Origin of the sequence: Methylomonas montana, assembly GCF_030490285.1 — a bacterium.
In the GTDB taxonomy this organism is placed as follows: Bacteria; Pseudomonadota; Gammaproteobacteria; order Methylococcales; family Methylomonadaceae; genus Methylomonas; species Methylomonas montana.
In genome coordinates, this window is the sequence record NZ_CP129884.1 from 1 (window position 1) to 24,101 (window position 24,101).

Here is a 24,101-nt window from a genome sequence, read left to right on the forward strand (position 1 = left end):
ATGAGTGTGATTTGGAACAACTGCCTGGCCAAGCTTGAACATGAAATTCCCAGTACCGATTTCAGTACCTGGATCAGACCGCTGCAAGCGGTGGAAACCGACAGCCAGCTGAAATTGCTCGCCCCCAATCGATTTATTATTGACCATATCAAACAGCATTTTTTTGCGGTAATCGAAGATGCGGTCAATGAATTTTCCAATGCGACACTGGCGGTGCAGTTTGAAATCGGCAGTAAAAAAGCCCCGGCCATCAAAGCGCCAACGCTGAGCAAGAGTCCGGCCCAGAAAAAGAATCAACCCAATTTTTTAAACAAAGCCTTCACCTTTGAGAGCTTTGTCGAAGGTAAATCCAACCAATTGGCCAGGGCCGCTTCGGTGACGGTGTCCGAGAATATTGGCAAGGTCTATAACCCCTTGTTCATCTATGGTAGTTCCGGTCTGGGCAAGACTCACTTGATGCATGCCATCGGCAACGCGGTGCTGCTAAAAAAGCCTGATGCCAATATTGTCTATCTGCACTCGGAAAAGTTCGTGCAGGACATGGTTAAGGCTTTGCAACAAAACAGTATCAATCATTTTAAAGAGTACTACCGCAGCATCGATATTTTGCTGATGGACGATATTCAATTTCTGGCCGGTAAGGAACGCTCGCAGGAAGAATTTTTCCACACCTTTAATAACCTGCTGGATAACAAACATCAGGTGGTGCTGACCTGCGATAAATATCCCAAGGAGATAGACGGTCTGGAAGACCGCCTGAAATCGCGTTTCGGCTGGGGCCTGCCGGTGGCGATCGAACCGCCGGATCTGGAAACCCGCACCGCGATCTTGATCAAGAAAGCCCAACAAGTCGGCGTCGATCTGGATCAGGAAATCGCCTTTTTCATCGCCAAGCGGATACCTTCCAATGTTAGAGACTTGGAGGGTGCGCTGCGGCGGGTAGTGGCTAACTCGCAGTTTACCGGCCGTGATATCACCTTGGAATTTACCAAGGAAGCACTGCACGATTTGATCAGCCTACAAGACAAGTTGATCAGCATCGACAACATCCAGAAAACCGTGGCCGAATATTTCAAAATCAGAGTGGCCGATTTGTCGTCGAAAAATCGCAAGCAATCGATTACCCGGCCCAGACAGGTGGCGATGTGTTTGGCGCGGGAATTGACTTCACACAGTTATCCGGAAATCGGCGATGCTTTCGGCGGACGCGACCATACCACGGTGATCAATGCCTGCAAGCGCGTCGCGGAGTTGAAAGACGACGATGTGAAGATGGCCGAGGACTACAAAAACCTGTTGAGAACCTTGTCTCATTAATTGCATTTAAGCTGTGGATAAATGGTGCCGAAAACCAGCCTCTTGAGTTATCCACAAATGACAAACAACATAAAATGGTCTTCGGCAACAGTATTTAATACATTCCAAGATATTGATTTAAATTAAATAAATACAGTTTTCCACAGCTTTTTGTTTACATAGTAGTAACAATATATAAAAGATATTTATATGAAATTTATTATTAGCAAAGATCAAATTTTGGCGCCGCTGCAACAAATCGTCAGCGTTATCGAGAAACGCCAGACCATGCCAATACTGTCCAATGTGTTGTTGCAAGCCAGCGACGATCAATTGGTGATGACCGGCACCGATACCGAAATACAGATTGTCGCTAAATTAAATATCGAATCGATAACGACTCTTGGTGAAATTACCGTACCGGCCAGAAAATTTCTGGATATTTGCCGCTTATTGCCGAACGGAGCTGAAATCCATTTCGAATTGCAAGACGATAAAGTCAAACTGGTATCCGGCCGTAGCCGGTTTTCCTTGAGCACCTTGCCGGCCGAACACTACCCGGAATTCAATGAGTCCGAATTCGAGCATCATTTTTTACTCAATGCCGGTAAGTTTAAGAAAGCTTTGGATAAGACCGTGTTTTGCATGGCCAATCAGGATGTACGCTATTATCTGAACGGCTTATTGTTGAACATTAGTAATTCCAAACTCAAGCTGGTAGCGTCTGACGGCCACCGCTTGTCGATTTACGAAGACGATATCGGTCAGGCTACCGGTTACGAAGCCCGTATCATCATGCCTAGAAAGGCCGTGCAAGAGTTAAGTCGCTTGCTGGACGATGCGGATGCCGAATTGAACATCCAGTTTTCCAGCAACAACATCAGAATTTATTACAAGGATGTGGTGTTTTCCTCGAAACTGATCGACGCCAAGTTTCCTGATTTCAGTAAAGTGTTTAATCAAGCCTTTATGAGTCCGCTGTTGATTCAAAAACAGTTATTGAGGGATGCCTTAACACGGGTGGCGATTCTGTCCAACGAAAAATACAAGGGTGTAACTTTCGACATTCATGGCGATTTGTTAAAGCTCAGTACCCATAATCCGGAACACGACGAGGCCGAGGAAGAATTGATCATCGATTATCAAGGCGAGCCGCTAAGCATTTCCTTTAATTCGCAATACATGCTGGATGCGGTATCCAATCTCGATTCCGAGTTGGCGGTGTTGACGATAGCCGGCAATGCCAGCAGTTGTTTCATCGAAGAGCCGGAACAACCTTTGTTTAAATTTATCGTGATGCCGATGCGGATGTAAGTCCTCCAAAGACATGACCTTGTTAAAACTGGATGTGTTGGCGGTCAGGAACATCCACACGGCAAGTATTTTGCCATCGCCCGACTTCAATTTAATCACCGGTGCCAATGCCAGCGGTAAAAGTTCGCTGCTGGAAGCTATTTTTATTTTGGGTAGGGCGCGTTCGTTCCGTACTACCCACATCAAGCAGGCAATTTCCTTTGACCAACCGCAGTTGATTGTGTTGGCGCAAAATCGTCAGCACAACGGTTCGACCAGTACTATCGGTATCCAGATCGATAACAAACAGTGCCAGATCCGCATTGACCGGGAAGATCGGCAAAAAGCTGATTTGGCTTATGCCTTGCCGGTGCAATTGATTCATCCCAAGAGTTATCGGTTGCTCGACTCGGGCCCGCAGATTCGCCGGGAATTTTTGGATTGGGGGATTTTTAATCAGAACAAGAATTTTTTGCCGTGCTGGCGAAAATTCAATAAAGCCTTGCAGCAGCGCAATGCCTTATTGAAAAGCCGGCAAATCAAACAAATCCCGGCTTGGGATAAAGAACTGGTCGAATACGGCCAAGTAATTAAAGACTTTCGCTTAAGCTATTTGGCGAGTTTGCAACCGGTGTTTTTGGAAATGGCTAGGCATTTCCTGAATAAGGACGATGTCGATTTGCGCTTCTCGCCTGGCTGGGACGATATGCAGCCGTTAGAGCAAGTCTTAAAAACCGATCTGGAGCGGGACATGCGCTATGGCTTTACTCATAGCGGTCCGCATCGAGCGGATTTTCACACTTATCTCAACAAAAGATTGGCGAAGGATTATTTGTCGCGCGGGCAACAAAAGCTATTGGTGCTGGCTTTATTGCTGGCGCAAGTGACTTTATTGAATCAGGAGAGCCCAAATGCCTGCTGTATTTTAATCGACGATCTAACCGCCGAATTGGATGCAGAGAATAGGGCAAAATTGATAAAATACCTAGCTGGTCTGAGTTGCCAGGTATTTGTCAGCAGCACAGATTTGGCAGATTTCGGCGATTTAGGCGCAATTGAAAAATATAAATGGTTTCACGTGGAACAAGGCAGCATTAAACAGTTATAAGGTTTCACGTGGAACACATAATAAATATTACAACTCCCATCACACACGATTTGTTCGGGTTTTATCGCAACGATAAAACCGAGCCATCGTTGCGGTACAACACAACACAATGGATACACCCATGAGTGAACAACAATACGATAGTTCGAATATCACAGTACTGAAAGGACTGGATGCCGTTAGAAAACGTCCCGGTATGTATATCGGCGACACCGATGACGGTTCCGGTTTACATCACATGGTATTCGAAGTCGTCGATAACTCGATCGACGAAGCCTTGGCCGGATATTGCAAAGGCGTCGATGTGGTGATTCACGAAAACGGATCGATCTCAGTTTACGACGACGGTCGCGGTATTCCGGTTGATATACACAAGGAAGAAGGCCGTTCCGCAGCGGAAGTCATCATGACGGTACTACATGCCGGCGGAAAATTCGACGACAACGCCTATAAAGTCTCCGGCGGTCTACACGGCGTCGGTGTTTCGGTCGTGAATGCTTTATCGGAAGAATTAACGCTGAAGGTTCGTAAGAACGGCAAACTGCATATGCAAAAATATGTACTCGGCGAGCCGGTAGCACCGTTAGCGGTAGTCGGCGACGCCGAAGGTAGCGGCACTTATATCAACTTCAAGCCCAGCCCCACCATTTTTACCAATATCGAATTTCACTACGATATTCTGGCCAAGCGCTTGCGCGAACTGTCGTTCCTGAATTCCGGCGTGCGGATTTCATTGCGCGACGAAAGAACCGGTAAGGAAGATGTGTTCGAGTTCGAAGGCGGCATCAGCGCCTTCGTCCAACACCTCAATAAAAACAAAACCCCATTGTTCGAGAAAGTTTTCCATTTCATCGCCGAAAAGGAAGGCGTCACCGTGGAAGTGGCGATGCAGTGGAACGATTCCTATCAGGAAAATGTATTTTGCTACACCAATAACATTCCGCAACGCGACGGCGGTACCCATCTGGCCGGCTTTAGAGGCGCCTTGACCCGTACCATTAATCAATACATCGAAAACAACGGGCTGGCGAAAAAAGAAAAAGTCGCCACTACCGGCGATGATGCTCGCGAAGGGTTGACGGCGGTGTTGTCGGTGAAAGTCCCCGATCCCAAGTTCTCCTCGCAAACCAAAGACAAACTGGTGTCGTCGGAAGTCAAACCCTTGGTCGAATCGACGATGAATGAAAAGCTCCAGGAATTCCTGCTGGAGCAGCCGCAAGTCGCTAAAGCTATCGCCGGCAAAATCATCGATGCAGCCCGTGCCAGGGAAGCGGCTAGAAAAGCCCGCGAAATGACCCGCCGCAAGACGACGCTGGATATCGCCGGCTTGCCAGGCAAACTAGCCGATTGCCAGGAAAAAGATCCGGCTTTGTCCGAACTGTTCATAGTGGAAGGGGACTCGGCGGGAGGCTCCGCGAAACAGGGCCGTGATCGCCGCACGCAAGCCATCTTACCGCTGAAAGGTAAAATCCTGAATGTGGAAAGAGCCCGCTTCGATAGAATGATTTCCTCCGAGGAAGTTGGCACGCTGATCACCGCGCTGGGCTGTGGAATCGGTAAGGACGAATACAACATCGACAAGCTGCGTTATCACCGCATCATCATCATGACCGACGCCGACGTCGACGGCTCGCACATTCGCACCCTGTTGTTAACCTTCTTCTATCGGCAATTGCCGGAGCTGGTCGAGCGTGGTTATATCTACATCGCCCAACCGCCGCTGTACAAAGTCAAAAAAGGCAAACAGGAACATTACGTCAAAGATGACAGTGCGTTGAATCAATACCTTATCCAACTGGCGTTGGATAAGGCACAATTGCAAACCGACGCCGATACCCCGGTGATTCAAGGTCAAGGCCTGGAAAAACTGGCGACCGAATTTGCCGACGTGATGAGCATCATCAATCGCTTATCCAGACGTTACGATGACCTGTATCTGGAACAAATGACTTACATGCCGGTACTAAGCCAGGACATCAAAGCCGATCAGGAAAAACTGGCAGCCTGGCTCCAAAAACTGGAGCAGAATCTTAACGTCGGCGGTCACAAGGCAGTGTTCAGCACCGAGCTTAAATACCATGGCAGCGACGATTTCGATGTCACGGTCAATAAACGCCTGCACGGCATCACCAAAACCTTCGTGTTGCATGCGCCGTTCTTTGCCGGCAACGATTATCAGAAAATCGCCCGTTATGTCGAAAAAACCCTAAGCATGTTTAGCTCTGCGTCAGTGATGCGGATGGGCGAGCGCGAACAGCAGGTCGATACCTTCAAACAGGCTTTCGAGTGGATGATGAAGGAAGTCAAGAAAGGCCAGCACATCCAGCGTTATAAAGGTCTGGGCGAAATGAATCCCGAACAGCTCTGGGAAACCACGCTGGATGCCAACAGCCGCCGCATGCTGCAAGTCACCATCAACGACGTCATCGCCGCCGACGAAATCTTCACCACGCTGATGGGCGATGTAGTTGAACCGCGCCGCGATTTCATCGTCAAGAACGCGCTGGATGTGGCTAATTTGGATGTTTAACTTGTTGTTGTCAGATCTCATAATTTCTTAAATTTGTCTCACAATTCTTATGTGAAATCTCAAAATTTATTAATGGTGGGTCGATGTGGTTCACGAATGTTGGTGGACCACATCTGATTTAGACGGCGCTGGTTAGCAGGCTTAACTTTCTTATAAGGGATTACATGAAGTTCACTGAAGACACGCGCGTCAAGATTCCAGTCATCCTGCATTTGGTTCGCCTCGGTTACCAATACTTATCGCTGAAGGAGCAGCGGTGGGATTTGGAGTCCAACCTTTTTCCCGATTTATTTAAAACCGCAATTGGTAAGATCAATCCCGGCGTGGCTGATGCGGATGTTGAGCGTTTGTGGGTAGATGTGAAACTCACCTTGGACAACGATGATCTGGGTCAAGCTTTTTACAGTAAGCTTACGGACCGTTCTGGTATCAGACTGATTGACTTCGAGAACTTCAATAACAATAGCTTCCACGTTGTTACCGAGCTCACCTACCAAAACGGCGATGAAGAATTCCGGCCCGACATTACCTTGCTGATTAACGGTATGCCGTTAGTGTTTATCGAGGTAAAAAAACCCAATAACCGCGAGGGTATATTGGCGGAACGGGACCGCATCAATAAGCGCTTCCAAAATCCCAAATTCAAGCGTTTCGTTAACGTGACTCAGTTGATGATCTTCTCCAACAACATGGAGTACGACGATACCGACGTTCAGCCCATTCAAGGGGCATTCTATGCCAGCCCGTCTTACCTGGAACCGCAATTTAATTATTTCCGCGAAGAAGAGGTATTGAATTTGACGGCATTGCTCAAGCCCTTATCCGAGGACACAGAGTTGCATGTCCTGAAAGACAATAATCTCGAAGTCATCCGCAGCAATCCTGAATTTATCACCAATAAAGAACCAAATAGGCCAACGAATCTTATTTGCACTTCGTTGCTGAGCCGAGAGCGGTTGGCTTTCGTGTTGCGTTACGCCCTGGCCTACGTCCATGAGACCGACGGTTTGCAAAAGCATGTCATGCGTTACCCGCAGTTGTTCGCCACTAAGGCCATCGAGCGCAAGTTAAGCGAGGGCAAACGCGATAATTTCTGCCGTGCGATCATCAACAAGCTGGTGGAGTTCAGTTTCGAGCGCATCTTTACCCAGAAGTTTGACTTCTACGCCACGATATTTGAATAGAGCAAGCAGTAGTGTCATCAGCCGCAATCCGGTAGTACAAAACGTAGCGGGCGAGTCCCAATCTTTGCCCCTGTGACCGCGTCGATGGCTACCGGTTTAATATCCTCCCCCGTTTCAACATCCTGGACGCGCACCAACGGACCGCCACCGCGATACTGATGCCCCCAGGCGCCAATCATCACCAGCACCGGCAGAAAATCGCGGCCGGCGGCCGTCAACACATATTCCTCGCGCGGCGGACGCTCCGAATAGAGCCGTTTTTCCAATAATCCCTCCTCCGTTAACGTCGCCAATCGCCGGGTCAGAATCGTCGGCGCGATGCCAAGACTTTTCCGAAATTGGTCGAAACGGGTCAGGCCAATATGGGCGTCCCGCAGAATCAACAGGCTCCAGGTGTCGCCGAGAAAAGCCAGGCAGCGCGCTATCGGGCAGGGGTCGGTGCAAATATTTTTATCGTTCATACTGTTTTAGTAGTGACTTACTTTCGTTTTGATAGTAACATTAGTTTCAAAATGATAGTAACACTTAGTCGACAGACTATCCACCCCCGCAAGGAGATTTGATATGAACAATAAAGACATTGCTGTAGCCCTGATCACCGGCGCATCCTCAGGCATTGGGCTGGTAACGGCCAAGGCCCTTCAACGAGCCGGTTATCGCGTATTCGGAACCAGCCGCAAGGCTGCAAGCATAGCCGGCATCACCATGCTGACCTGCGACGTGACCGACGAAGCCTCGGTAAAGAGCATGGTAGCCGAGGTATTGAAACAGGCTGGACGTATCGATTTGTTGGTCAACAATGCCGGCGTTGGCTTGCTTGGCGCGGCGGAAGAGTCGTCCACCGCACAAGCCCAGGCCTTGTTTGACGTAAATGTCTTTGGCATCACCCGTGTGACCAATGCAGTGTTACCAACCATGCGCAGTCAAAAGCAAGGAAGGATAATCAATATCAGCTCCGTCCTCGGGCTGATCCCATCTCCTTACGGCGCGCTCTATGCCGCGACCAAGCATGCGGTTGAAGGCTATTCCGAATCGCTCGACCACGAACTGCGCACATTCGGAATTCGGGTTGTGTTGGTCGAACCAGGATTTACCCGGACCTCGTTCGAAGAAAGCATAACAAGGCCTGATCAGCTGCTTACCGTCTATTACTCGGTGCGTGCCGGCATGGAAGTGCTCATGCGGAATGGGGTGAATGCAGGCGATGCCCCGGAGGTGGTCGCTGATACGGTGTTGAAAGCCGCGACTGCCGCAGTTCCCAGAAGGCGTTATGCCGCCGGAAAACAGGCAAGTCAGGTGCGGTTTCTGCGCCGTTTCCTCCCGGAAGCCATGGTAGACAAGAGCTTGCGCAAGTTTAACCAGCTGCCGATAGTCTGAATAATGGAAGGATAACGACATGATTCATTTATCGAAGAATTCCATGACGACTACGGGCCGGCTTCTAGTTGGGTTTCTACTGCCGCTGATGATAAGCGTCGGATGCAGCGACCAGGACAAACCAACACCAGCAGTTTCCAGACCGCTAAAGGTGTTTCGAATCGAGGACACCACTACGGTCGGTGTTATGAGCTTTGCCGGAGAAGTCAGAGCAAGAATCGAGACGCCGTTATCCTTCCGGGTGGCCGGTAAACTGCTGGAGCGGAAAGTTGATGTTGGAGACCCAGTGCGTAAAGGCCAACTGCTGGCGATACTGGACGGCAACGATTACCGCCTCGCCACTCAAAGCCTTAAGGCTCAGCTGGCTTCCGCGCAGGCCGACAGCAATTTCTTGCGAGACGACCTGGCCAGATACCGCGAGCTGCTGGCCCAGCAAGTCATCAGTCCGCCGGAGTTCGAGCGGCACGAAACGGCTTATACGACGGCGCGAGAGCGGACGGCGGCTCTGGAAGCACAATTGGGCCAAGCGCTTAACCAGCTGACCTATACCGAATTGCATGCCGACCGCGACGGCGTAGTGACGGCGTTGGCTGTCGAGGCCGGACAGGTGTTGGCTGCCGGCCAGGCCGTGATGACTCTGGCCCAGCTCGACGAAAAGGAAATCCATTTCGACGTGCCCGAGCATCGCCTGCCGGAAATCCAACGCCAACAAGTAGTTAATGTGTCGTTGTGGTCCGACGGCAATCGGCGGCTCAAGGCTAAAATTCGCGAAATCTCCTCGGCCGCGGATCCGGCCAGCCGCACCTATCGTGTCAAGGCAAGCTTGCTGGATGGCCTGGACGCCGCGCAATTAGGCATGACGGCGACCGTTCATGTCGCGGCGAACACCGCTTCCCGCATCGCCATTCCGCTTTCCGCCGTCTATACCCCGCAAAACCAGCCCGATCATCCCATGGTCTGGCTGGTTAACGAGCAGGCAGCCACCGTCAAATCCGTGCCGGTGCGGCTGGGCGAAACGCTGGCCGGTGAACGCATTGCTGTCGAAGGCCTCACCGCCGGCCAATTGCTGGTCAGCGCCGGCGTTCAGCGCCTGGCCGATGGGCAGGCTGTCCGCTTGCCGGAAGAACCGGGATTGCCTATGAATAACGGCAGCAAGGAAGGACTATGAAAGAGTTCAACCTCAGCGAATGGGTGCTCAAGCATCGCTCCTTCACCGGCTTTATGCTGGCATTGGTGGTGCTCGGCGGGATGTTCGCGTATCACATGCTGGGCCAGCAGGAAGATCCACCGTTCACGTTTCGAATCATGGTGGTTAAAACCCTCTACCCCGGCGCCACAGCACTGGAAGTGGAACAGCAGTTGACCGATAGGCTGGAAAAGAAAATCCAGGAACTGCCTAACCTGGATTACCTGCGCAGTTATTCGAAACCCGGCGAATCGGTGATTTTCGTCACCCCTCGCGAGGATACGCTGCCCAAGGACATCCCTACGCTTTGGTATCAGGTGCGCAAGAAGGTCGACGACATTCGCATGACGTTGCCGCCCGGCAGCATAGGGCCGTTTTTCAACGACGAATTCGGCGATACCTATAGCCTGATCTACGCCTTTTCCGGGGAGGGTTTTAGTTATGCCGATCTGAAGTTGGCTGCCGATTCGGTGCGCCAACAATTGTTGCGGGTCAAGGATGTCGAGAAGGTCGACCTGATCGGCGTACAGGACGAAAAGATTTTCGTCGAGTTTTCCGACAAAAAGCTGGCCGAACTGGGCCTGGATACGGCGGCGGTTGCCCAGGCCTTGCAGGCACAGAACGGCATGACGCCGGCCGGCACGGTATTTTCCGCGCAACGCAATCTACCGATACGCCTGACCGGCTCGTTCGACTCGGCGGACAGCGTCGCCAATATGGCGGTACGCATCGCTAATCGCACCTTCAAGGTCAAAGATTTTGCCCAGGTGACGCGCGGCTATATCGATCCCGCGGAATTCAAGATGCGCTTCAACGGCAAACCGGCCCTCGGCCTCGGCGTGACGATGAACAAGAAAGGCAACGTGATCGACCTGGGAAAAAACCTGGAGGACACGCTGGCCGGCATCAAAAACGAATTGCCCTTAGGCATGGACGTAGAGCCGGTCGCCAATCAAGCGCATGTGGTTAAAAACCAGATGGCGGAATTCGGCCGTACTTTCTTCGAAGCCCTGGCTACCGTGTTGGTGGTGAGCTTTTTAAGCCTGGGCTGGCGCACCGGTTCCGTGGTGGCGCTGACCGTGCCGCTGGTGTTGGCAGCCACCTTGCTGGTCATGCTGCTGTGCGGCATCGATCTGCAACGTATTTCGTTAGGGGCTTTGATTCTGGCGTTGGGCTTGCTGGTGGACGATGCGATGATTGCCGTCGAGATGATGGCCCGCAAGCTGGAAGAAGGTTGGGATCGGATGCGCGCCGCGACCTATGCGTATACTGCCACGGCCTTTCCGATGCTGACCGGCACCTTGATCACCATCGCCGGTTTTTTGCCGGTGGGTTTGGCGCAATCCTCGGCCGGTGAATATACCGTGGCGATTTTTCAGGTGGTCGGCATTTCGCTGATACTGTCCTGGATAGGCGCGGTGGTGTTCACCCCCTATTTGGGATTTTTGATCCTCAAGGTGCATGCCAACGCCGACGGTCCGGTCCACGACTTGTTCGATACGCCGTTCTACAACCGATTGCGCCGCTGGGTGGATGCCTGCGTGGCGCACCGTAAGAAAGTGATTTTCGCCACGCTGGCTTTGTTCGGTCTCGGTGTCGTGGCGTTAGCCCATGTCCCCGAACAGTTCTTCCCGTTGTCCAACCGCCCGGAAGTCATCGTCGACCTGTGGCTACCGGAAGGTAGTTCCTTCGAGCAAACCGAAGCCGCCGCTAAGCGCATGGAAGATTTACTGGCTAAGGATGAGGATGTGGAACATGTCGCCAGCTATATCGGCAGCGGCACGCCGAGATTTTTCATGCTGATCGTGCAGCAACTGGCGAATACCAATCTGGCCGAATTGGTGGTGATGACCCAGGATAATGCGGCGCGCGAACGGGTGATGCAGCACGTCCAGCAGATTCTTGAGACGGATTTCCCGGCTGTGCGCGGCCGGGTGAAGCGCCTGAATGTCGGGCCGCCGATGGATTATCCCTTGGCATTCCGGGTGCTCGGCGAAAACCCCCACATCGTGCGCGGCATTGCCGAGCGGGTAGCCGAAGTCGTGCGCAACCATCCCGGCACCGTGGATGTCAATGACGACTGGCATGATCGAATGCCTTCGTTTCGGCTGGCATTGGATCAGGACAAGGCCCGTGCTATCGGGGTTTCGACGGCCAGCTTGTCGCAAGCCTTGCAGGCGCATTACACCGGCATCCCGGTCGGGCAATTGCGCGAGCAGGATAAATTGATCGACATCGTCTGGCGGGCCAGTCCCGAATTGCGCACCGCCGCTGACGAATTGCCAGAGGTTGCTGTTCGCACCGCTAATGGCAAGTCGGTATCGTTGTCGCAGTTCGTCAAGTTCGAAACCGTATTCGAGGACGGCGTGCGTTGGCGGCGCAACCGTTTCCCAACCATTTCGGTGCGCGCCGACGTGGCCGACGGCAAGATGGCCCCGGACGTGGCGGCGGAAATCGTCCCGAAACTTAAACCCATACAGGATAGTCTGCCGGCCGGTTATTTCATCGAAACCGGTGGTTCCAAGGAAGATGCAGTGAACGCGCAAAAGTCTATCCTGATCTGGATTCCGCTGGTGCTGATCGTCACGCTGATCTTGTTGATGATGCAGTTGCAGAATCTGTCCAGGACTTTCATGGTGTTCAGCACCGCGCCGTTGGGCGTGATCGGCGCCGCCTTCGCCTTGCTGCTGTTCCGGGCGCCGTTCGGTTTCGTGGCCTTGCTTGGCATTCTGGCGCTGGCCGGCATGATCATGCGCAACTCGGTGATTCTGGTGGATCAAATCGATCAGGACGAAAAGTCAGGGCTCGACACCTGGTCGGCCATTGTCGAATCGACGGTGCGACGGTTCCGGCCGATCATGTTGACCGCGGCGGCGGCCATCCTGGCGATGATACCTCTGTCGCGCAACGACTTCTTCGGCCCGCAGGCCATCGCCATCATGGGCGGGCTGACGGTGGCGACTGTGTTGACGGTGTTCTTCCTGCCGGCGCTGTATGCGGCTTGGTTCAGGGTGGAGCGTGCGCCGACGGACAATACGGACGGCAGGTTAGGCTAAATGCAATGGAGCCTTTATGCCCGCGGGTGCAACATTTTGATTTTGTTGGGCTTCGCTTTGCTCTGCCCAACCTACATTTTTGGCGTATACGACCACGGAGTTTTGCAATGAATTATCGATATTTAACACCGCTAACCCTTCTGTCCCTAGTTAGTCTAATCGCCTGTACGCCGACCCGCGTCGGCGACCAAGTAGCACTCAATAGCCCGGCAACATGGCAGCATGTAGCTAATGCCGAAACCGCCCAAACCACCGAAGCGGTTGACCTGAAGACTTGGTGGCAAGGTTTCAACGATCCCTTGTTGAATGAATTGATAGACAAAGCCTTGGCCGCCAACCACGATCTGAAGATCGCTACCGCTCGCGTCCGCGAAGCCAGCGCGATGGTGACCGTCGCCGAAGCGGCGCTGTACCCCAGCCTCGATTTCTCAATCTCCGGCGGGCGGGAAAAACGTATCGACCGCATCGTCGGCGTTCCCAGCGGGCAAGGCATCAAATTGATTACGCCTACCGCCGATGCGGTCAGCGGTGGACTGGCGGCGCGCTGGGAAATCGACTTGTTCGGCGGCCGGCATTTGGAAGCGGAAGCCGCCGCCGCGCAAGCCGAAGGCAATCAGGAAGGCTTACATGCGGCGCAAGTGGGTCTACTGGCTCAGGTGGCGACAAACTATCTGGAGCTGCGCGGCGAGCAGCAACGTATCGGCATTCTGCAAAGCAATATCGACTTGCAGCGCGAACGATTAAGGACTTTGCAGGTATTTCTTAAAGCCGGGCTGGCTAACGAGGCGGATATGGCCCGTCAGCAAACCTTGCTGCAGGGCACCGAAGCTTCGCTGCCGGGACTGGCCAACGCCGAGAAAAACCTGATCCATCGTTTGGGCGTATTGCTGGGCGAGCCGCCGGAAAGTCTGGAAAAGCGGCTAGCCGTCGTCGGTCCATTGCCGAAGCAAGCGCCGGCCATACCGAACCAGCTGCCCGCCGATTTACTCGCGCAACGTCCCGATTTGCGTTTGGCGCAAACCGAAGTCAGCGCGGCGGCGGCCAGCCTGGGTTCGGCGCGGGCCGATCTCTATCCTAAGCTGGTGCTGTCGGCCAGCGGCGGTCTCGGCGCGCTGGCAGTCGGCGGTTTTCCGAGCCTGGCCGAGACCGTTTATGCCTTGGGCTCGGGCCTTTCCGCGCCTATCTTCAACGCCGGACGCATCCGCGCTCATATTGCCGCAGCCGATGCGCGGCTGGAGCAAGTCGCGGCCGATTACGAGAAAACTTTTTTGCTGGCCCTGGAAGACGTGGAAAACGCCTTCGTCGCGCATCATTCCGCTACCGATAGCTTCAGCCGATTGACCGAAGCGGAAGCCTCGGCGGAAAAAGCTTACCGGCTGGTCGATGCATTGTATAAGCGCGGTGCGGGCAATTATCTCGCGGTTCTGGATGCCCAGCGCAGCAAACTGGCCGTCAGCGACGAACGCGCAAAAGCCGAAACAGCGGTCAGCGTGGCGATGGTGTCGCTGTACCGAGCGTTTGGTGGCGGCTGGACAATTGCTTCATCGGATCGTGGTATCGACGTGATCGGCGGCGGGTAGGATCGCACGGCAAGTACTTGGAAAAGCGATGAACGCCATCATCCTGTCGGCATTCCTAAAATCTCTGACGTTCATGCCTCCAAGCCAATTGCGATCACAGAACGTTTTAAATCATTAACTTGAGCTAATCCGAAAGGCCAAACCCGTTTATCGTGTAATTACGCTAACTGATTAGTCATTGCCATAGCCTGCCCCGCGCTAACCAGCGACTCGGGGCAGTCTAGTCGGCCAGTGTGAATTTCGATGAACATCAATTGATCAGACGTAGCGGCTGTCGCCAGTGCCTCTTCAAGCTCTGCTTCGGTGTGGACATCAAAACCCATTCCACCGCCAAACACCTCTACCAGTTTGTGATATTTCCAGGGCTGGAGATCATTATAGGAATGATCGCTAATGACTCGCTCTATCGTGTAGCCGTCATTATTGATCAGAAAGATCACGGGCTTGAGATGGTTGCGAATTATCGTTGACAGATCCTGGCCGGTTACTTGAAAAGAACCATCCCCCACAAATAGCACGACCTGCCTGGCTTTTGCTGCCATAGCGGCACCTAGGGTGGCACCGATGCTGTAGCCGATAGAACCATAAAAGGTTTGCCCTATAAAGGTGACGCCTTTGGGCATTAGCAATTCGGCCGCACTAAATAGAGACACTCCCGTTTCTGCAACGACAATCGCATCGTCTTCAATAAAATGACTCATGCGATCGAAGAATCGCTTGATGGTCAGCGGTTTTTGGCCATCAGCAAAGTATTTTTCGGAACGGCGATGGACACAGCCATCGGTTGCCGATTGAATATCCAGGGTTGCCGAATCGCGTCGGGCAAGATTTTCGGTTAGCCCAAGGATAAAATCATGGAGCGACACGTTCTCGTAAACATGATGTTTGATCCTGACGGAACGAATGTTGACGCTGATTGTTTTCACCTCATCAAGCTCGGCGGTAAAACCACCGGTATTAAAGTCAGTGAGCAATGCCCCTAGTTGTAATATGCAGTCGGCAGACTCGACTCGATTTTTTACGTAATCGCGGCTCCGTTCTCCCTGATATAAACCGATGAATTGTGGGTGCTGTTCTGACAGAACGCTTTTGCCCAACATCATGGTGGTATAGGGAAATCCGGTTTTGTCGATAAAGTCGGCGAATTGTTTTTGCAGTTTAAAACGTATCAGCTCCACATCGCCGATCACCACGGGTTTATCTGCATTTTTCAGCATCTCCGTGGCTTCGTTGATCGCCTCTTCAAGTACATCAGGATCGCTACCGAGGTCAGGCGGGAACCGGAACGCCTCAGGATAACGGCATTTCATCAATACCACATCAGCGGGAAGGCTGATATAGACTGGTTGTTGATGAGAAAGACACACCGATAGCACTCTGTCGATCTCGGCTGGCGCCATCTCAGCAGAAACCAGTTCGGTCGAGGCGGCCGTAATTTTTTCGTATATTCGCAGTGGAATCTGATAATCGCCTAAGGTGTGATGCAACAAAGGCCGATTGCGGAAATTAATCGTCGCTGGAGAGCCGGTGATCACCACTATGGGCACTCTCTCCGCGAATGCGCCCGCCACGCCGTTGATGGCACTCAGTTCACCCACGCCATACGTTGAAGAAAAAGCGCCAACACCTCGGATTCGGGCGTAGCCGTCAGCCGCATAGGCTGCGTTGAGTTCATTACAGGTACCGACATAGGCTAGGTCGCTTTTCAAAATCTGATTGAAAAATCCCAGTACGAAGTCGCCCGGTACACCAAACAGGTGATCCACGCCTATCTCTTTCAGTCGGAATATCAGGTAATCCGCAACGGTGATATCTGAATTGCTCATGGTGCCGGCTCCTGATCTTGCAGCGGAAACAAGGTAAAACGGATTATGTGTGATAGATCTACTTGCTGAATGGCGCAGGCTACCTGCACACTATGATTTGGTCGGTACGGCAAAGCACATAGATAGGTTATTGCTAAATTACGTCGCGCATTTACACACGGGTCCCAGACTTCAGCCTTAGCCAGACAGTAGTCTCGAGACTATGGTTTGTCTGGATTATGCACATAGCCAATTCATCATTAATATCCTTGCGATAACGTTTTTCACCTGAACAAGAAACACTTAGGCTGTGGTCTGAAATCATTCGTTTAAAGTATTGGTGAAACAGTCGACCAGTCTTGCATGGCCTTATCACCTGGACGATCCACCTTAACCTTGCCATGCTCGGTTGAGGTTACCCAAGACAGTGGGAAGTAGTGATGCTGACCGGCTTCATCTTTTTTCAGTTTGATTGAGTTAGTGCCTTCCATATGATCGACGGTGGCAAACTGGCCATCTTCTGAGCAGACAACGGGCATATCGGGTTTGATCTGGTCGGGATTAATCATTTTGGTTCTCCTTTTGGCTTAATTAGCCAGTCATTTTGAAATTTCTGGCTCGGTATTGTGACCTGCATGTCGCAGGGCACTCATTGAATGAATTGAAAGTTTTATTGATCCCTCTGGCTATTGCAAACTATAGAGAGATTAGTGGTTCTGATCAGTTCGGCATCCCACATTAGGTTGCTGAATTATCGTAAACAAAGAAACATGCTCGCGACCTATCGGGGACTAAAAATCTTCGCGCCACTAACGCCGCTTCCAAAACCTTCAGCGTATGTGATTACCTTTATTGCGCAGGTTGGGTGTGCGTACCCGAGGAGAGATTGATCGTGAAAAATACGAACTTAAAGCCCAATTGGAGAAAAACTGAGTGGGTATTATTAGGTAACTGCAATATTCATTCATCTCGCCCGCATTTGAGTTCCCCAAGTTAGCGTAAACCACACGAATAACTTTAAATAGAGCCCCTTAGTAGCCCAGACGCAATAATTCGTTACGCCTGGATGTATACATCCTTGATATAGGCAATGCGTATTCGTCAAGAGTTTCATATCAGCAATCGATGAAAACCAAAAACAAAGACTTCCGAGTGTTGGAAGGTGAAAAGATAAAATATTCAAAAGTGGCTAGCAAAATCTATATGTGGAGACTTTATGTTAGTAACAGTACAGACAAATTATGCAAAACACGATAAATACAATACAGACTGGAGAAAACCAGGGCTGATCCGGCAGATTCCGGGGTTAATTAGTAGAGCATAACCATGAAAACTATTATTCAAAGAATAAATGATTTAGCGGGCTATCTAGATAATACGGGTCAAAACCGGGGCGCTGCTGTCGATGTTATTTCAAAATTGCAGGAATCACATGATGACGCTTGTAAGAACGAATATTCAAAACCAGAACTGGTTGATTTGATTTTTTCCAGAAATGACTGCTTAGCCACTGAGGGAGCCGATGAATTACCAGAAAAAATGCGCGAAGACATCATAACCTTGCAGCAAGAGATTGTTGATACCTATGGTCTCCAAGATTAAATAATATTTTTATAAACCGCTCTGGGTGCGCGTTCGTCAGTTACTATTCAATAGCAAGACAGCCCCACTATCTTGCTATTCATAGATTTTAGCCGTGTATTTTTCCCGGCTGCCATCGCATCATGCGAGTGTTCTGATACTAGCTTCTCGCTCCCACTGACGGGTCTTGGCTGCAGTGCTGAGCCGGAGCCCCCGGCGATGGTGGATAGAACAGGTGTTTTTGCTTTTTTCATCATGTATCCCCAATGGATTCAGAATGTCGACTTATGGTCGAAATATAATCCGACACCTAGAGATTGGGGGGCTGTACGGTGTACCACACTTTAATGCCCTGTTTATTCGGCTTTTTATAGAAAAATCGTCAACAATCAATATTCAAACGACAATGTCAGAGGCTAAAACGATATCATTTAGTCGGGTATAACCAGTCGTCGTGAATGCGTCCACATTATCGGGGATTGGCATGTTCTGAGTTATAAATTACTCATCTTCGGTGCGGCTTTCAATGTTCACCACGTCACCATCCGAGGATTCAACGATGATCGTGATAGGTCTACAGCACACACTACAGTCCTCAATATACTCCTGACGCTCTACCGAACAGTCTACTAATACTTCGATCGTTTCCCAACAGTACGGGCACTGAATGTTTGCGGTTGGTAGGTTTTGCATGATTTCATCCTTCGTTGGTACACCGGTTTTAAGAATTAACGAATGCGATGAGCGACGTAGACTCAACTCCAAAATAATCAAAAATATGAAGATGAATTTCATGCCACACTTCATGAAACGTTTTGATATTAGTCTTTCATTGATGTGAACTAAAATCGCCGAAGAGGTCCACAAATAACACTAGGTTATCAGCAAATCCAGCCAGTGTTCATTTGATTAAGTGCTAAATTGAGGAATGGATTGCTCCATTGCATTGGCCAAGTGAGCAGTTATGCAGCTGTCACTGCGATCCGTGTAATAGCGAAACAATTTTCATCGGTTATTTCAGTTGAGGAACATCAATAGCAATCAATAGCGGTTTTCCCGAATATAAGGATTACCTTGTCATTGCCTGGGAGTCTGCAACCATTAAAAGGCAGAAAATAAAAAGGGTAACGCCACGCGCTGGCCTTGATTCATATACCTAATGAAGATGAGTGCTGGGGGAATAGGTCGCGGGTCGAAGTGGTGGACGATTCCTCCCCCAGCTACATATGGCACTTGGTAAATTCTTTTGGCAAACAGCAGGAGGTCTACGGCAATGAAGACGATGCCCATTGGCAAAGCATTCACACTGATAGAACCAGGCCCAGTTGTCTTCATCACCACAAATGATGGAGAGAAGCATAACGTAATGACTATTTCCTGGACCATGGTAATGGATTTTTCGCCCAGATTAGCCATAACTACGGGTTCCTGGAACTATTCCTATAATACGCTTCGAAACTCAAGAGAATGCGCCATTGCTATTCCTACGGTGGATCTTATTGATCAGGTCGTCGGAGTGGGGACATGTTCTGGCGCCGATACGAATAAATTTGAAAAATTCGGTTTGACCCCGCTCAAGGGAAAGCATGTTGGGGCGCCTCTGATTAAGGAATGTCTGGCAAATATCGAATGTAGGGTTGTCGATATTGTCGAAAAGCATAACATCGTTGTCCTTGACGGTATTGAAGCCTACTTTGATGATTCACGAAAAGAGAGGCGGACCATTCACGCAATCGGTGATGGCACCTTCGTTATGGATGGGGACAGATTGGACCGTAGGGAAATGATGCGATCGAAGCTTCACGATGGCGTCTAATCCTGAAAACCTAGAGAATAAGCGTTAGCGATTTGAAATGGCCGATAGAGCGGCCGACGATATGATGATTGCCCGTTGCTGGAAGATTTCATTCTGCGTGAAACAATCGCTCTCATTTCGGTCGAGTGAATTCCAGAATGTATTGTTCATACCCGCTGCACCGGCGCCCATGGCTTTATCGAACTTCCCGAATCCCTGGAAAAATACAACCGCAAAAGTCTTGACCGAAGTAGGTGGGTAAACACCGCTGTTCACCCGCATTTCAACCGTAGCAGGCGGTTCGGGTTTTGCCGATACGTCGCGCAATGCCCGTTTTAATTCCCTTTTTAAGCGGTTCAAGCTGACTAATCTCTAAAGAAAAAAAACCATAAAATCACACAAATCCCTCCTGGAACTCCGAGCATCCATAATATCAACGGTGGTAGTACCCTTCCTTCTACCTGGTGGCTAAAAGTCATAGCCTTACCTTTTAATTGACTTAATTTTTTCATGGCTTTCTCCAAAGAAATTTATGTTCTGGAATATTGATGACAATTTTCGTTTGGTTATGACCCGACGGTCATTAACGACAACAAGAATTGCGATACCAATCATCTGCTTTTAATCATATGCACCACAAAGCTGTCGGTCTGTACGGTATCTAACCTAATCCAGGGGTTTCCCCTCGTTCAAGTCGAAGAATTTCTGATGATGCGACGACGTAAAAAGCAATGAAGTGAAAAACCGTCTTTAGTTTTCGCAAAGCCATGATCATGAATCAACAAAACATTGGCGTGCTATTGACCGACCGACAACGGGATGATGCCCAGAAGTTGATAGAGGCCTGGAAACCCAAACACCAGGATGATTGTGAAAGACTTGGTCAGCGGATGAAATAGCGCATGGTTGCTTTTTCTTTTTGCTGGGCTACCGACAATCCTATCGGCGTGGATGGCGACGTAGATTTTGTAGTCCGGGTTACTAGCCATACGCGCAAAGATCTGCTCCGCGTCGTTCAGGGTAAGTGCTTGCCATCGTCAAACTCGGATTGCCCGTACAAGCAAAATACGGCGGGCAAATCGGCTTCGGTGATTTGACGGCAAATATTCGTGTTGTCAGGCATTGCGTTAGTCGCTTTTTTCCAGGATGTGGGTGGCTATACCGTCGATACTGACTTGGTTGTTTTTCGTCCAATAGTCCCGTAACCCGTGTTCGCCCAGCTTCTCCGCCCAGTCCGAGAGTAATTCCCGCTCACCGGTATATGAAAAGTAGGGAACTGCCATACCGCAAGAGGTTTGCACCAAATCGACATTGACGTCGAAAATCTGCCGGGCACCGGGTAGCGGTTTAAACCGGGCAAAAAGATCATCCCACTCCGGGTCGTACTGATGAACAACCTTCGCGGTGCCGTAAAGCCGCAGAATCAACGGGGCACCATCAAACGCACAAAACATGATGGTCATTCGCGGTGCTTGCTGTACATGAGCCGAGGTTTCGTTACCGCTACCCGTAGTGTTCAGCCAAGCAACGCGATTGGTGCTCAACACCCGTAGCGAGTCCATGCCCTTGGGCGAAATATTCACGCGACTGTCGGCGGTCGCTGTCCCGACGAAAAATAGTTTCTGCTCGTTGATAAAGTGGATATGTTTGGCGGATAGTTCGTTAAAGCGCTTGCCCATGGCTGTCTCGCTGGTTTGAATGGCTAACGGTTTGGTTGGGTCATATTAGCAAAAAACGCAATGCGGCTTTTGATCTGCTCGACATCAAAAATGTAGACAGCGCCTGCTGAAACGATATGTCCGCCAAGTTTGGTCAGTTTGGCGTTAAATCCGGCTGGCCCGTCACCGCAACCCAGAATATGACTGCCAAGATCGGCCTCGCTCAGACCAAACATACCGACATATTCTGGGTACGAACGTCCCCAGGGCACGACCTTGTCGAGTGTAAAAGCCATTCGATGTTCTTTAATGCTCCGGGTCTATAACCCGGTTATTGCTCGTCTGAATGTTTGGCAATAAATCGGCCGATGCGGCCAAGATGAGTAAAGCCGAATCCCTCCGGATATTTGAGTCCATAACCCAGCGCCCGATCAAAGCCAATGTGGGCACACCAGATTAAACCGGCACATTGAAGTGCCGAGGACGGAACCGTAAAGCCGATCACCAGACTGACAATTGCACCGAGGTATGAGTGCGCAGTGTTATAGCTAATGGCACCGACTTTGGCGCCGGCGAAGTAACCGAGCAAAGAAATATCGGGGACCAGGAAGTAGATTGCGAAAGTACTCCAGTCCAAGCCGAATTTTGAGTAGGCGACGCAGGCCGCAACCAAAACGCAAAATCCCTCCAATCGCAACAAAACACGAACGGCACCTGTTGTTTCACCTATCATTTGGACTCCAGAAATTTCTGCATAGAAACTGATTATTTTGGGTTATCTGGCCCGACGCTGGTTTACGAAACTTGGCTTCGAGTTTTCTCACGACCGGAACAACTCCGGTTTCGTCAGCCAAGTGTTGCGAAAGAAATGCAGCGGAGCCCGCCTCGACTACTGCCAATAAAGCACTGCCATGGACGGTGCCGAGATGATTGGTGTATTGCATTTTGTCGGGAAAGCAAACCAAAAAGCCGCTATCCGGATTGGCAAGCTCCAGCCCGATAAGCCGATTGAAGGGTAATTGCGATACGTCCAAGAAGTTCCTCTCTAACTATTGCTATTCATGTCAAGCGTGTACTGTTTTACCGATTGGCAGTCTGCCGGATTACCTTGCCAGGTAATCTTGCCAATAGCTCCACATACGATTCTTCTATTAGCTGATGATGATTGATGCCCAGTTTTTCCAGTAATTCATGGGCAATGGACACACCGGTTTCGCTCGACTCACATTCGCCAAGCACCACTTCCAATTCCAGAAAATCACCCAGTCCTTCGATTCTATCCAAATGTACTCGGGTTCTGCCGACCATAAACAATGTGCGGTGTTTTTGCACCCTACCGCTTTCACCATAAGCAAGCGTCAAGCTTTGCCGGAGTGTATCCGGCGATGCGGTGGGCGAAATCACATAAAAAGACTGTTTGGGACCTGCGCTGTCGGGGCGCTGATAGAAAATCAGCTGTCCGTCATGATCGGAGAAGGCGCGAAGTTTCAGCCTGCCGTTGGGGCAAGCGAAAAAAGTATCGTCTTGGATGATTTCGATGGGCCCTTCATCGGCAATATTAATCACCAGCGGCCATAGTGATTCGACGCTGTCGATTCGTGCTTTGATTTCAATATTTCTGGCCATATTCGCTTCGGTTAGAACTTATGATTTTGACAATCAACATCCGGCAAGTGGTTATAAACCTGCTCGACGGTTTGGTGTTCGGTTAAGGCTTTGACGACGACCGGCAAGGGTTCCGACCAAATGCCGGGTAAATCTTGTTCCAAAGGATTCACAATCGGAAACGCCAATTTCTCCAGCGGCGGGCAAAAGTCCGCGTTCACGTCGGGCTTATTGCCGCGCGCATCGATCCGGTACCAGCCGTATTGCTGCAGGTAAACCGCATTCAAACCGTGCAGGCAAAAAGGCGCCTCGTTTCCGTCTATCGTCAGCCGCTGGTAACAAAGTCCGGCCGGAATGCCGTTGGCGCGCAACAGCGCCGCCAGCAAATGGCTTTTGGCGTAACAGTAGCCGGTGCCGTGGATTAACACCTCGGAAGCTTTGCAGGTCACCGGGTTCAGCCGGTAATCCCAGCTATGTTTGATCTCGTCGCGGACGAATTCGAAACAGCGTTTGGCGATTTCTTCCTCATCGGCGCAGCCGTCCGCCAGCTCCGCGGCCCGCGCGACGATGTTGGGATGTTGGGTATCGATATATGGACTGCTGTCGAGATATAGTTTCATCCGTACCTGATTTATGGCTTTATGTCGACGCCGGAATTTACCGCGTGTTCGATTGCCGCCAACACCTTACGCAGCAAAGAGACTATTTCCGGTGAAGACCTCAGTCTGCCTCGTTAATATTGGCGCTCGGTAACGTCAAGGTGATCGATACCGCTTCGATCAATCTTGCCGACATCGTAGTCAAGGTTTCCCTGGGCGCGGCATCGGCATGGTGGAGTGGCCTGGAATAACCATTATCCACGATAATTTCCCACCGGAAAGTAAAGTCTTTCGTGCTTGCAGTGATGGCTGGCCCATGATTCTTTGCAACCTCAAGATGTTGCTTGAAACAGGTATGCCACTTCCAACATTTACTTTTTTACCGCAGTCGGCTTTCGCTTTCAATAAGCCAATGGCCAATAGTGGCATGATTGTTCAGTCGGGCATG

The 24,101-nt window shown here is 50.7% G+C and carries 25 protein-coding genes; 11 read left to right on the forward strand and 14 right to left on the reverse strand.

The window, feature by feature from the left end; genetic code table 11:
• The 5 genes from dnaA to QZJ86_RS00025 all read left to right on the forward strand — a co-directional run bounded on the left by dnaA (position 1) and on the right by QZJ86_RS00025 (position 7,411).
• Positions 1-1,317 carry a chromosomal replication initiator protein DnaA gene (gene dnaA / locus QZJ86_RS00005; RefSeq protein WP_301935628.1) on the forward strand — a complete coding sequence of 439 codons (1,317 nt, stop codon included), beginning with the start codon at positions 1-3 and terminating at the stop codon, positions 1,315-1,317.
• Positions 1,318-1,506: 189 nt separating this feature from the next.
• On the forward strand, positions 1,507-2,610 hold the full coding sequence (dnaN, locus tag QZJ86_RS00010) for a DNA polymerase III subunit beta (protein ID WP_301935629.1): 1,104 nt from the start codon (positions 1,507-1,509) through the stop codon (positions 2,608-2,610).
• A gap of 13 nt (positions 2,611-2,623) precedes the next feature.
• A complete protein-coding gene (gene recF / locus QZJ86_RS00015) occupies positions 2,624-3,697 on the forward strand; it encodes a DNA replication/repair protein RecF (RefSeq protein WP_301935630.1) in 1,074 nt (357 codons plus the stop codon).
• Between the two features lie 121 nt (positions 3,698-3,818).
• On the forward strand, positions 3,819-6,227 hold the full coding sequence (gene gyrB / locus QZJ86_RS00020; protein WP_301935631.1) for a DNA topoisomerase (ATP-hydrolyzing) subunit B: 2,409 nt from the start codon (positions 3,819-3,821) through the stop codon (positions 6,225-6,227).
• 164 nt (positions 6,228-6,391) lie between these two features.
• Entirely contained in the window at positions 6,392-7,411 is a 1,020-nt protein-coding gene (locus tag QZJ86_RS00025) for a type I restriction endonuclease (RefSeq protein WP_301935632.1), read from the forward strand.
• 17 nt (positions 7,412-7,428) lie between these two features.
• Here QZJ86_RS00025 and QZJ86_RS00030 read toward each other — a convergent pair whose 3' ends face one another.
• Positions 7,429-7,872, reverse strand: a complete 444-nt coding sequence (locus tag QZJ86_RS00030; RefSeq protein ID WP_301935633.1) for a winged helix-turn-helix transcriptional regulator — start codon at positions 7,870-7,872, stop codon at positions 7,429-7,431.
• Between the two features lie 103 nt (positions 7,873-7,975).
• Here QZJ86_RS00030 and QZJ86_RS00035 point away from each other — a divergent pair, with 103 nt between their 5' ends.
• The 4 genes from QZJ86_RS00035 (at position 7,976) to QZJ86_RS00050 (ending at position 14,610) form a co-directional block, all read left to right on the forward strand.
• Positions 7,976-8,788 carry an oxidoreductase gene (locus QZJ86_RS00035; protein ID WP_301935634.1) on the forward strand — a complete coding sequence of 271 codons (813 nt, stop codon included), beginning with the start codon at positions 7,976-7,978 and terminating at the stop codon, positions 8,786-8,788.
• A gap of 19 nt (positions 8,789-8,807) precedes the next feature.
• Positions 8,808-9,956, forward strand: coding sequence for an efflux RND transporter periplasmic adaptor subunit (locus tag QZJ86_RS00040; RefSeq protein ID WP_301935635.1), 1,149 nt, complete (start codon positions 8,808-8,810; stop codon positions 9,954-9,956).
• Positions 9,953-13,030 (forward strand): efflux RND transporter permease subunit, encoded by a 3,078-nt coding sequence (locus QZJ86_RS00045; protein WP_301935636.1) that lies wholly within the window; start codon positions 9,953-9,955, stop codon positions 13,028-13,030. Before QZJ86_RS00040 ends, QZJ86_RS00045 begins: the two co-directional genes overlap by 4 nt.
• Positions 13,031-13,137: 107 nt before the next feature.
• Positions 13,138-14,610 carry an efflux transporter outer membrane subunit gene (locus tag QZJ86_RS00050; protein WP_301935637.1) on the forward strand — a complete coding sequence of 491 codons (1,473 nt, stop codon included), beginning with the start codon at positions 13,138-13,140 and terminating at the stop codon, positions 14,608-14,610.
• Positions 14,611-14,768: 158 nt separating this feature from the next.
• Here the strand turns inward: QZJ86_RS00050 and QZJ86_RS00055 are convergent, their stop codons facing one another.
• Entirely contained in the window at positions 14,769-16,436 is a 1,668-nt protein-coding gene (locus QZJ86_RS00055; RefSeq protein ID WP_301935638.1) for an alpha-keto acid decarboxylase family protein, read from the reverse strand.
• A 308-nt stretch (positions 16,437-16,744) separates the two neighbouring features.
• Entirely contained in the window at positions 16,745-16,984 is a 240-nt protein-coding gene (locus QZJ86_RS00060) for a DUF2171 domain-containing protein (RefSeq protein ID WP_301935639.1), read from the reverse strand.
• Between the two features lie 757 nt (positions 16,985-17,741).
• On the opposite strand from QZJ86_RS00060, the gene QZJ86_RS00065 reads away from it, so the two are divergent.
• Positions 17,742-18,017, forward strand: a complete 276-nt coding sequence (locus QZJ86_RS00065) for a hypothetical protein (protein ID WP_301935640.1) — start codon at positions 17,742-17,744, stop codon at positions 18,015-18,017.
• 480 nt (positions 18,018-18,497) lie between these two features.
• Here QZJ86_RS00065 and QZJ86_RS00070 read toward each other — a convergent pair whose 3' ends face one another.
• Positions 18,498-18,791 carry a CPXCG motif-containing cysteine-rich protein gene (locus QZJ86_RS00070; protein ID WP_320415834.1) on the reverse strand — a complete coding sequence of 98 codons (294 nt, stop codon included), beginning with the start codon at positions 18,789-18,791 and terminating at the stop codon, positions 18,498-18,500.
• Between the two features lie 478 nt (positions 18,792-19,269).
• Here QZJ86_RS00070 and QZJ86_RS00075 point away from each other — a divergent pair, with 478 nt between their 5' ends.
• Positions 19,270-19,812: a flavin reductase family protein gene (locus QZJ86_RS00075; RefSeq protein WP_301935641.1), complete on the forward strand. Its 543-nt coding sequence runs from the start codon at positions 19,270-19,272 to the stop codon at positions 19,810-19,812.
• A 24-nt stretch (positions 19,813-19,836) separates the two neighbouring features.
• On the opposite strand, the gene QZJ86_RS00080 is transcribed toward QZJ86_RS00075, so the two are convergent.
• The 10 genes from QZJ86_RS00080 to QZJ86_RS00125 all read right to left on the reverse strand — a co-directional run bounded on the left by QZJ86_RS00080 (position 19,837) and on the right by QZJ86_RS00125 (position 23,915).
• The gene (locus QZJ86_RS00080; protein ID WP_301935642.1) at positions 19,837-20,151 is read right to left on the reverse strand and encodes a hypothetical protein; all 315 of its coding nucleotides are present in this window, start codon (positions 20,149-20,151) and stop codon (positions 19,837-19,839) included.
• Positions 20,152-20,156: 5 nt separating this feature from the next.
• Positions 20,157-20,303, reverse strand: coding sequence for a hypothetical protein (locus QZJ86_RS00085; RefSeq protein ID WP_301935643.1), 147 nt, complete (start codon positions 20,301-20,303; stop codon positions 20,157-20,159).
• 285 nt (positions 20,304-20,588) lie between these two features.
• Positions 20,589-20,780 (reverse strand): hypothetical protein, encoded by a 192-nt coding sequence (locus QZJ86_RS00090; protein WP_301935644.1) that lies wholly within the window; start codon positions 20,778-20,780, stop codon positions 20,589-20,591.
• 138 nt (positions 20,781-20,918) lie between these two features.
• Positions 20,919-21,470, reverse strand: coding sequence for a pyridoxamine 5'-phosphate oxidase family protein (locus QZJ86_RS00095; RefSeq protein WP_301935645.1), 552 nt, complete (start codon positions 21,468-21,470; stop codon positions 20,919-20,921).
• Between the two features lie 23 nt (positions 21,471-21,493).
• The gene (locus QZJ86_RS00100) at positions 21,494-21,745 is read right to left on the reverse strand and encodes a hypothetical protein (RefSeq protein ID WP_301935646.1); all 252 of its coding nucleotides are present in this window, start codon (positions 21,743-21,745) and stop codon (positions 21,494-21,496) included.
• Between the two features lie 35 nt (positions 21,746-21,780).
• Positions 21,781-22,182, reverse strand: coding sequence for a DUF4260 domain-containing protein (locus tag QZJ86_RS00105; protein ID WP_301935647.1), 402 nt, complete (start codon positions 22,180-22,182; stop codon positions 21,781-21,783).
• Positions 22,172-22,483, reverse strand: coding sequence for a PaaI family thioesterase (locus QZJ86_RS00110; RefSeq protein ID WP_301935648.1), 312 nt, complete (start codon positions 22,481-22,483; stop codon positions 22,172-22,174). The genes QZJ86_RS00105 and QZJ86_RS00110 overlap by 11 nt, the downstream gene beginning before the upstream one ends.
• A 46-nt stretch (positions 22,484-22,529) precedes the next feature.
• A complete protein-coding gene (locus QZJ86_RS00115) occupies positions 22,530-23,075 on the reverse strand; it encodes a class IV adenylate cyclase (protein WP_301935649.1) in 546 nt (181 codons plus the stop codon).
• A gap of 11 nt (positions 23,076-23,086) precedes the next feature.
• Entirely contained in the window at positions 23,087-23,674 is a 588-nt protein-coding gene (locus tag QZJ86_RS00120; protein WP_301935650.1) for a transglutaminase-like domain-containing protein, read from the reverse strand.
• A 100-nt stretch (positions 23,675-23,774) separates the two neighbouring features.
• Complete coding sequence (locus QZJ86_RS00125) at positions 23,775-23,915, reverse strand: hypothetical protein (protein WP_301935651.1); 141 nt, start codon at positions 23,913-23,915, stop codon at positions 23,775-23,777.
• Between the last annotated feature and the right edge of the window lie 186 nt (positions 23,916-24,101).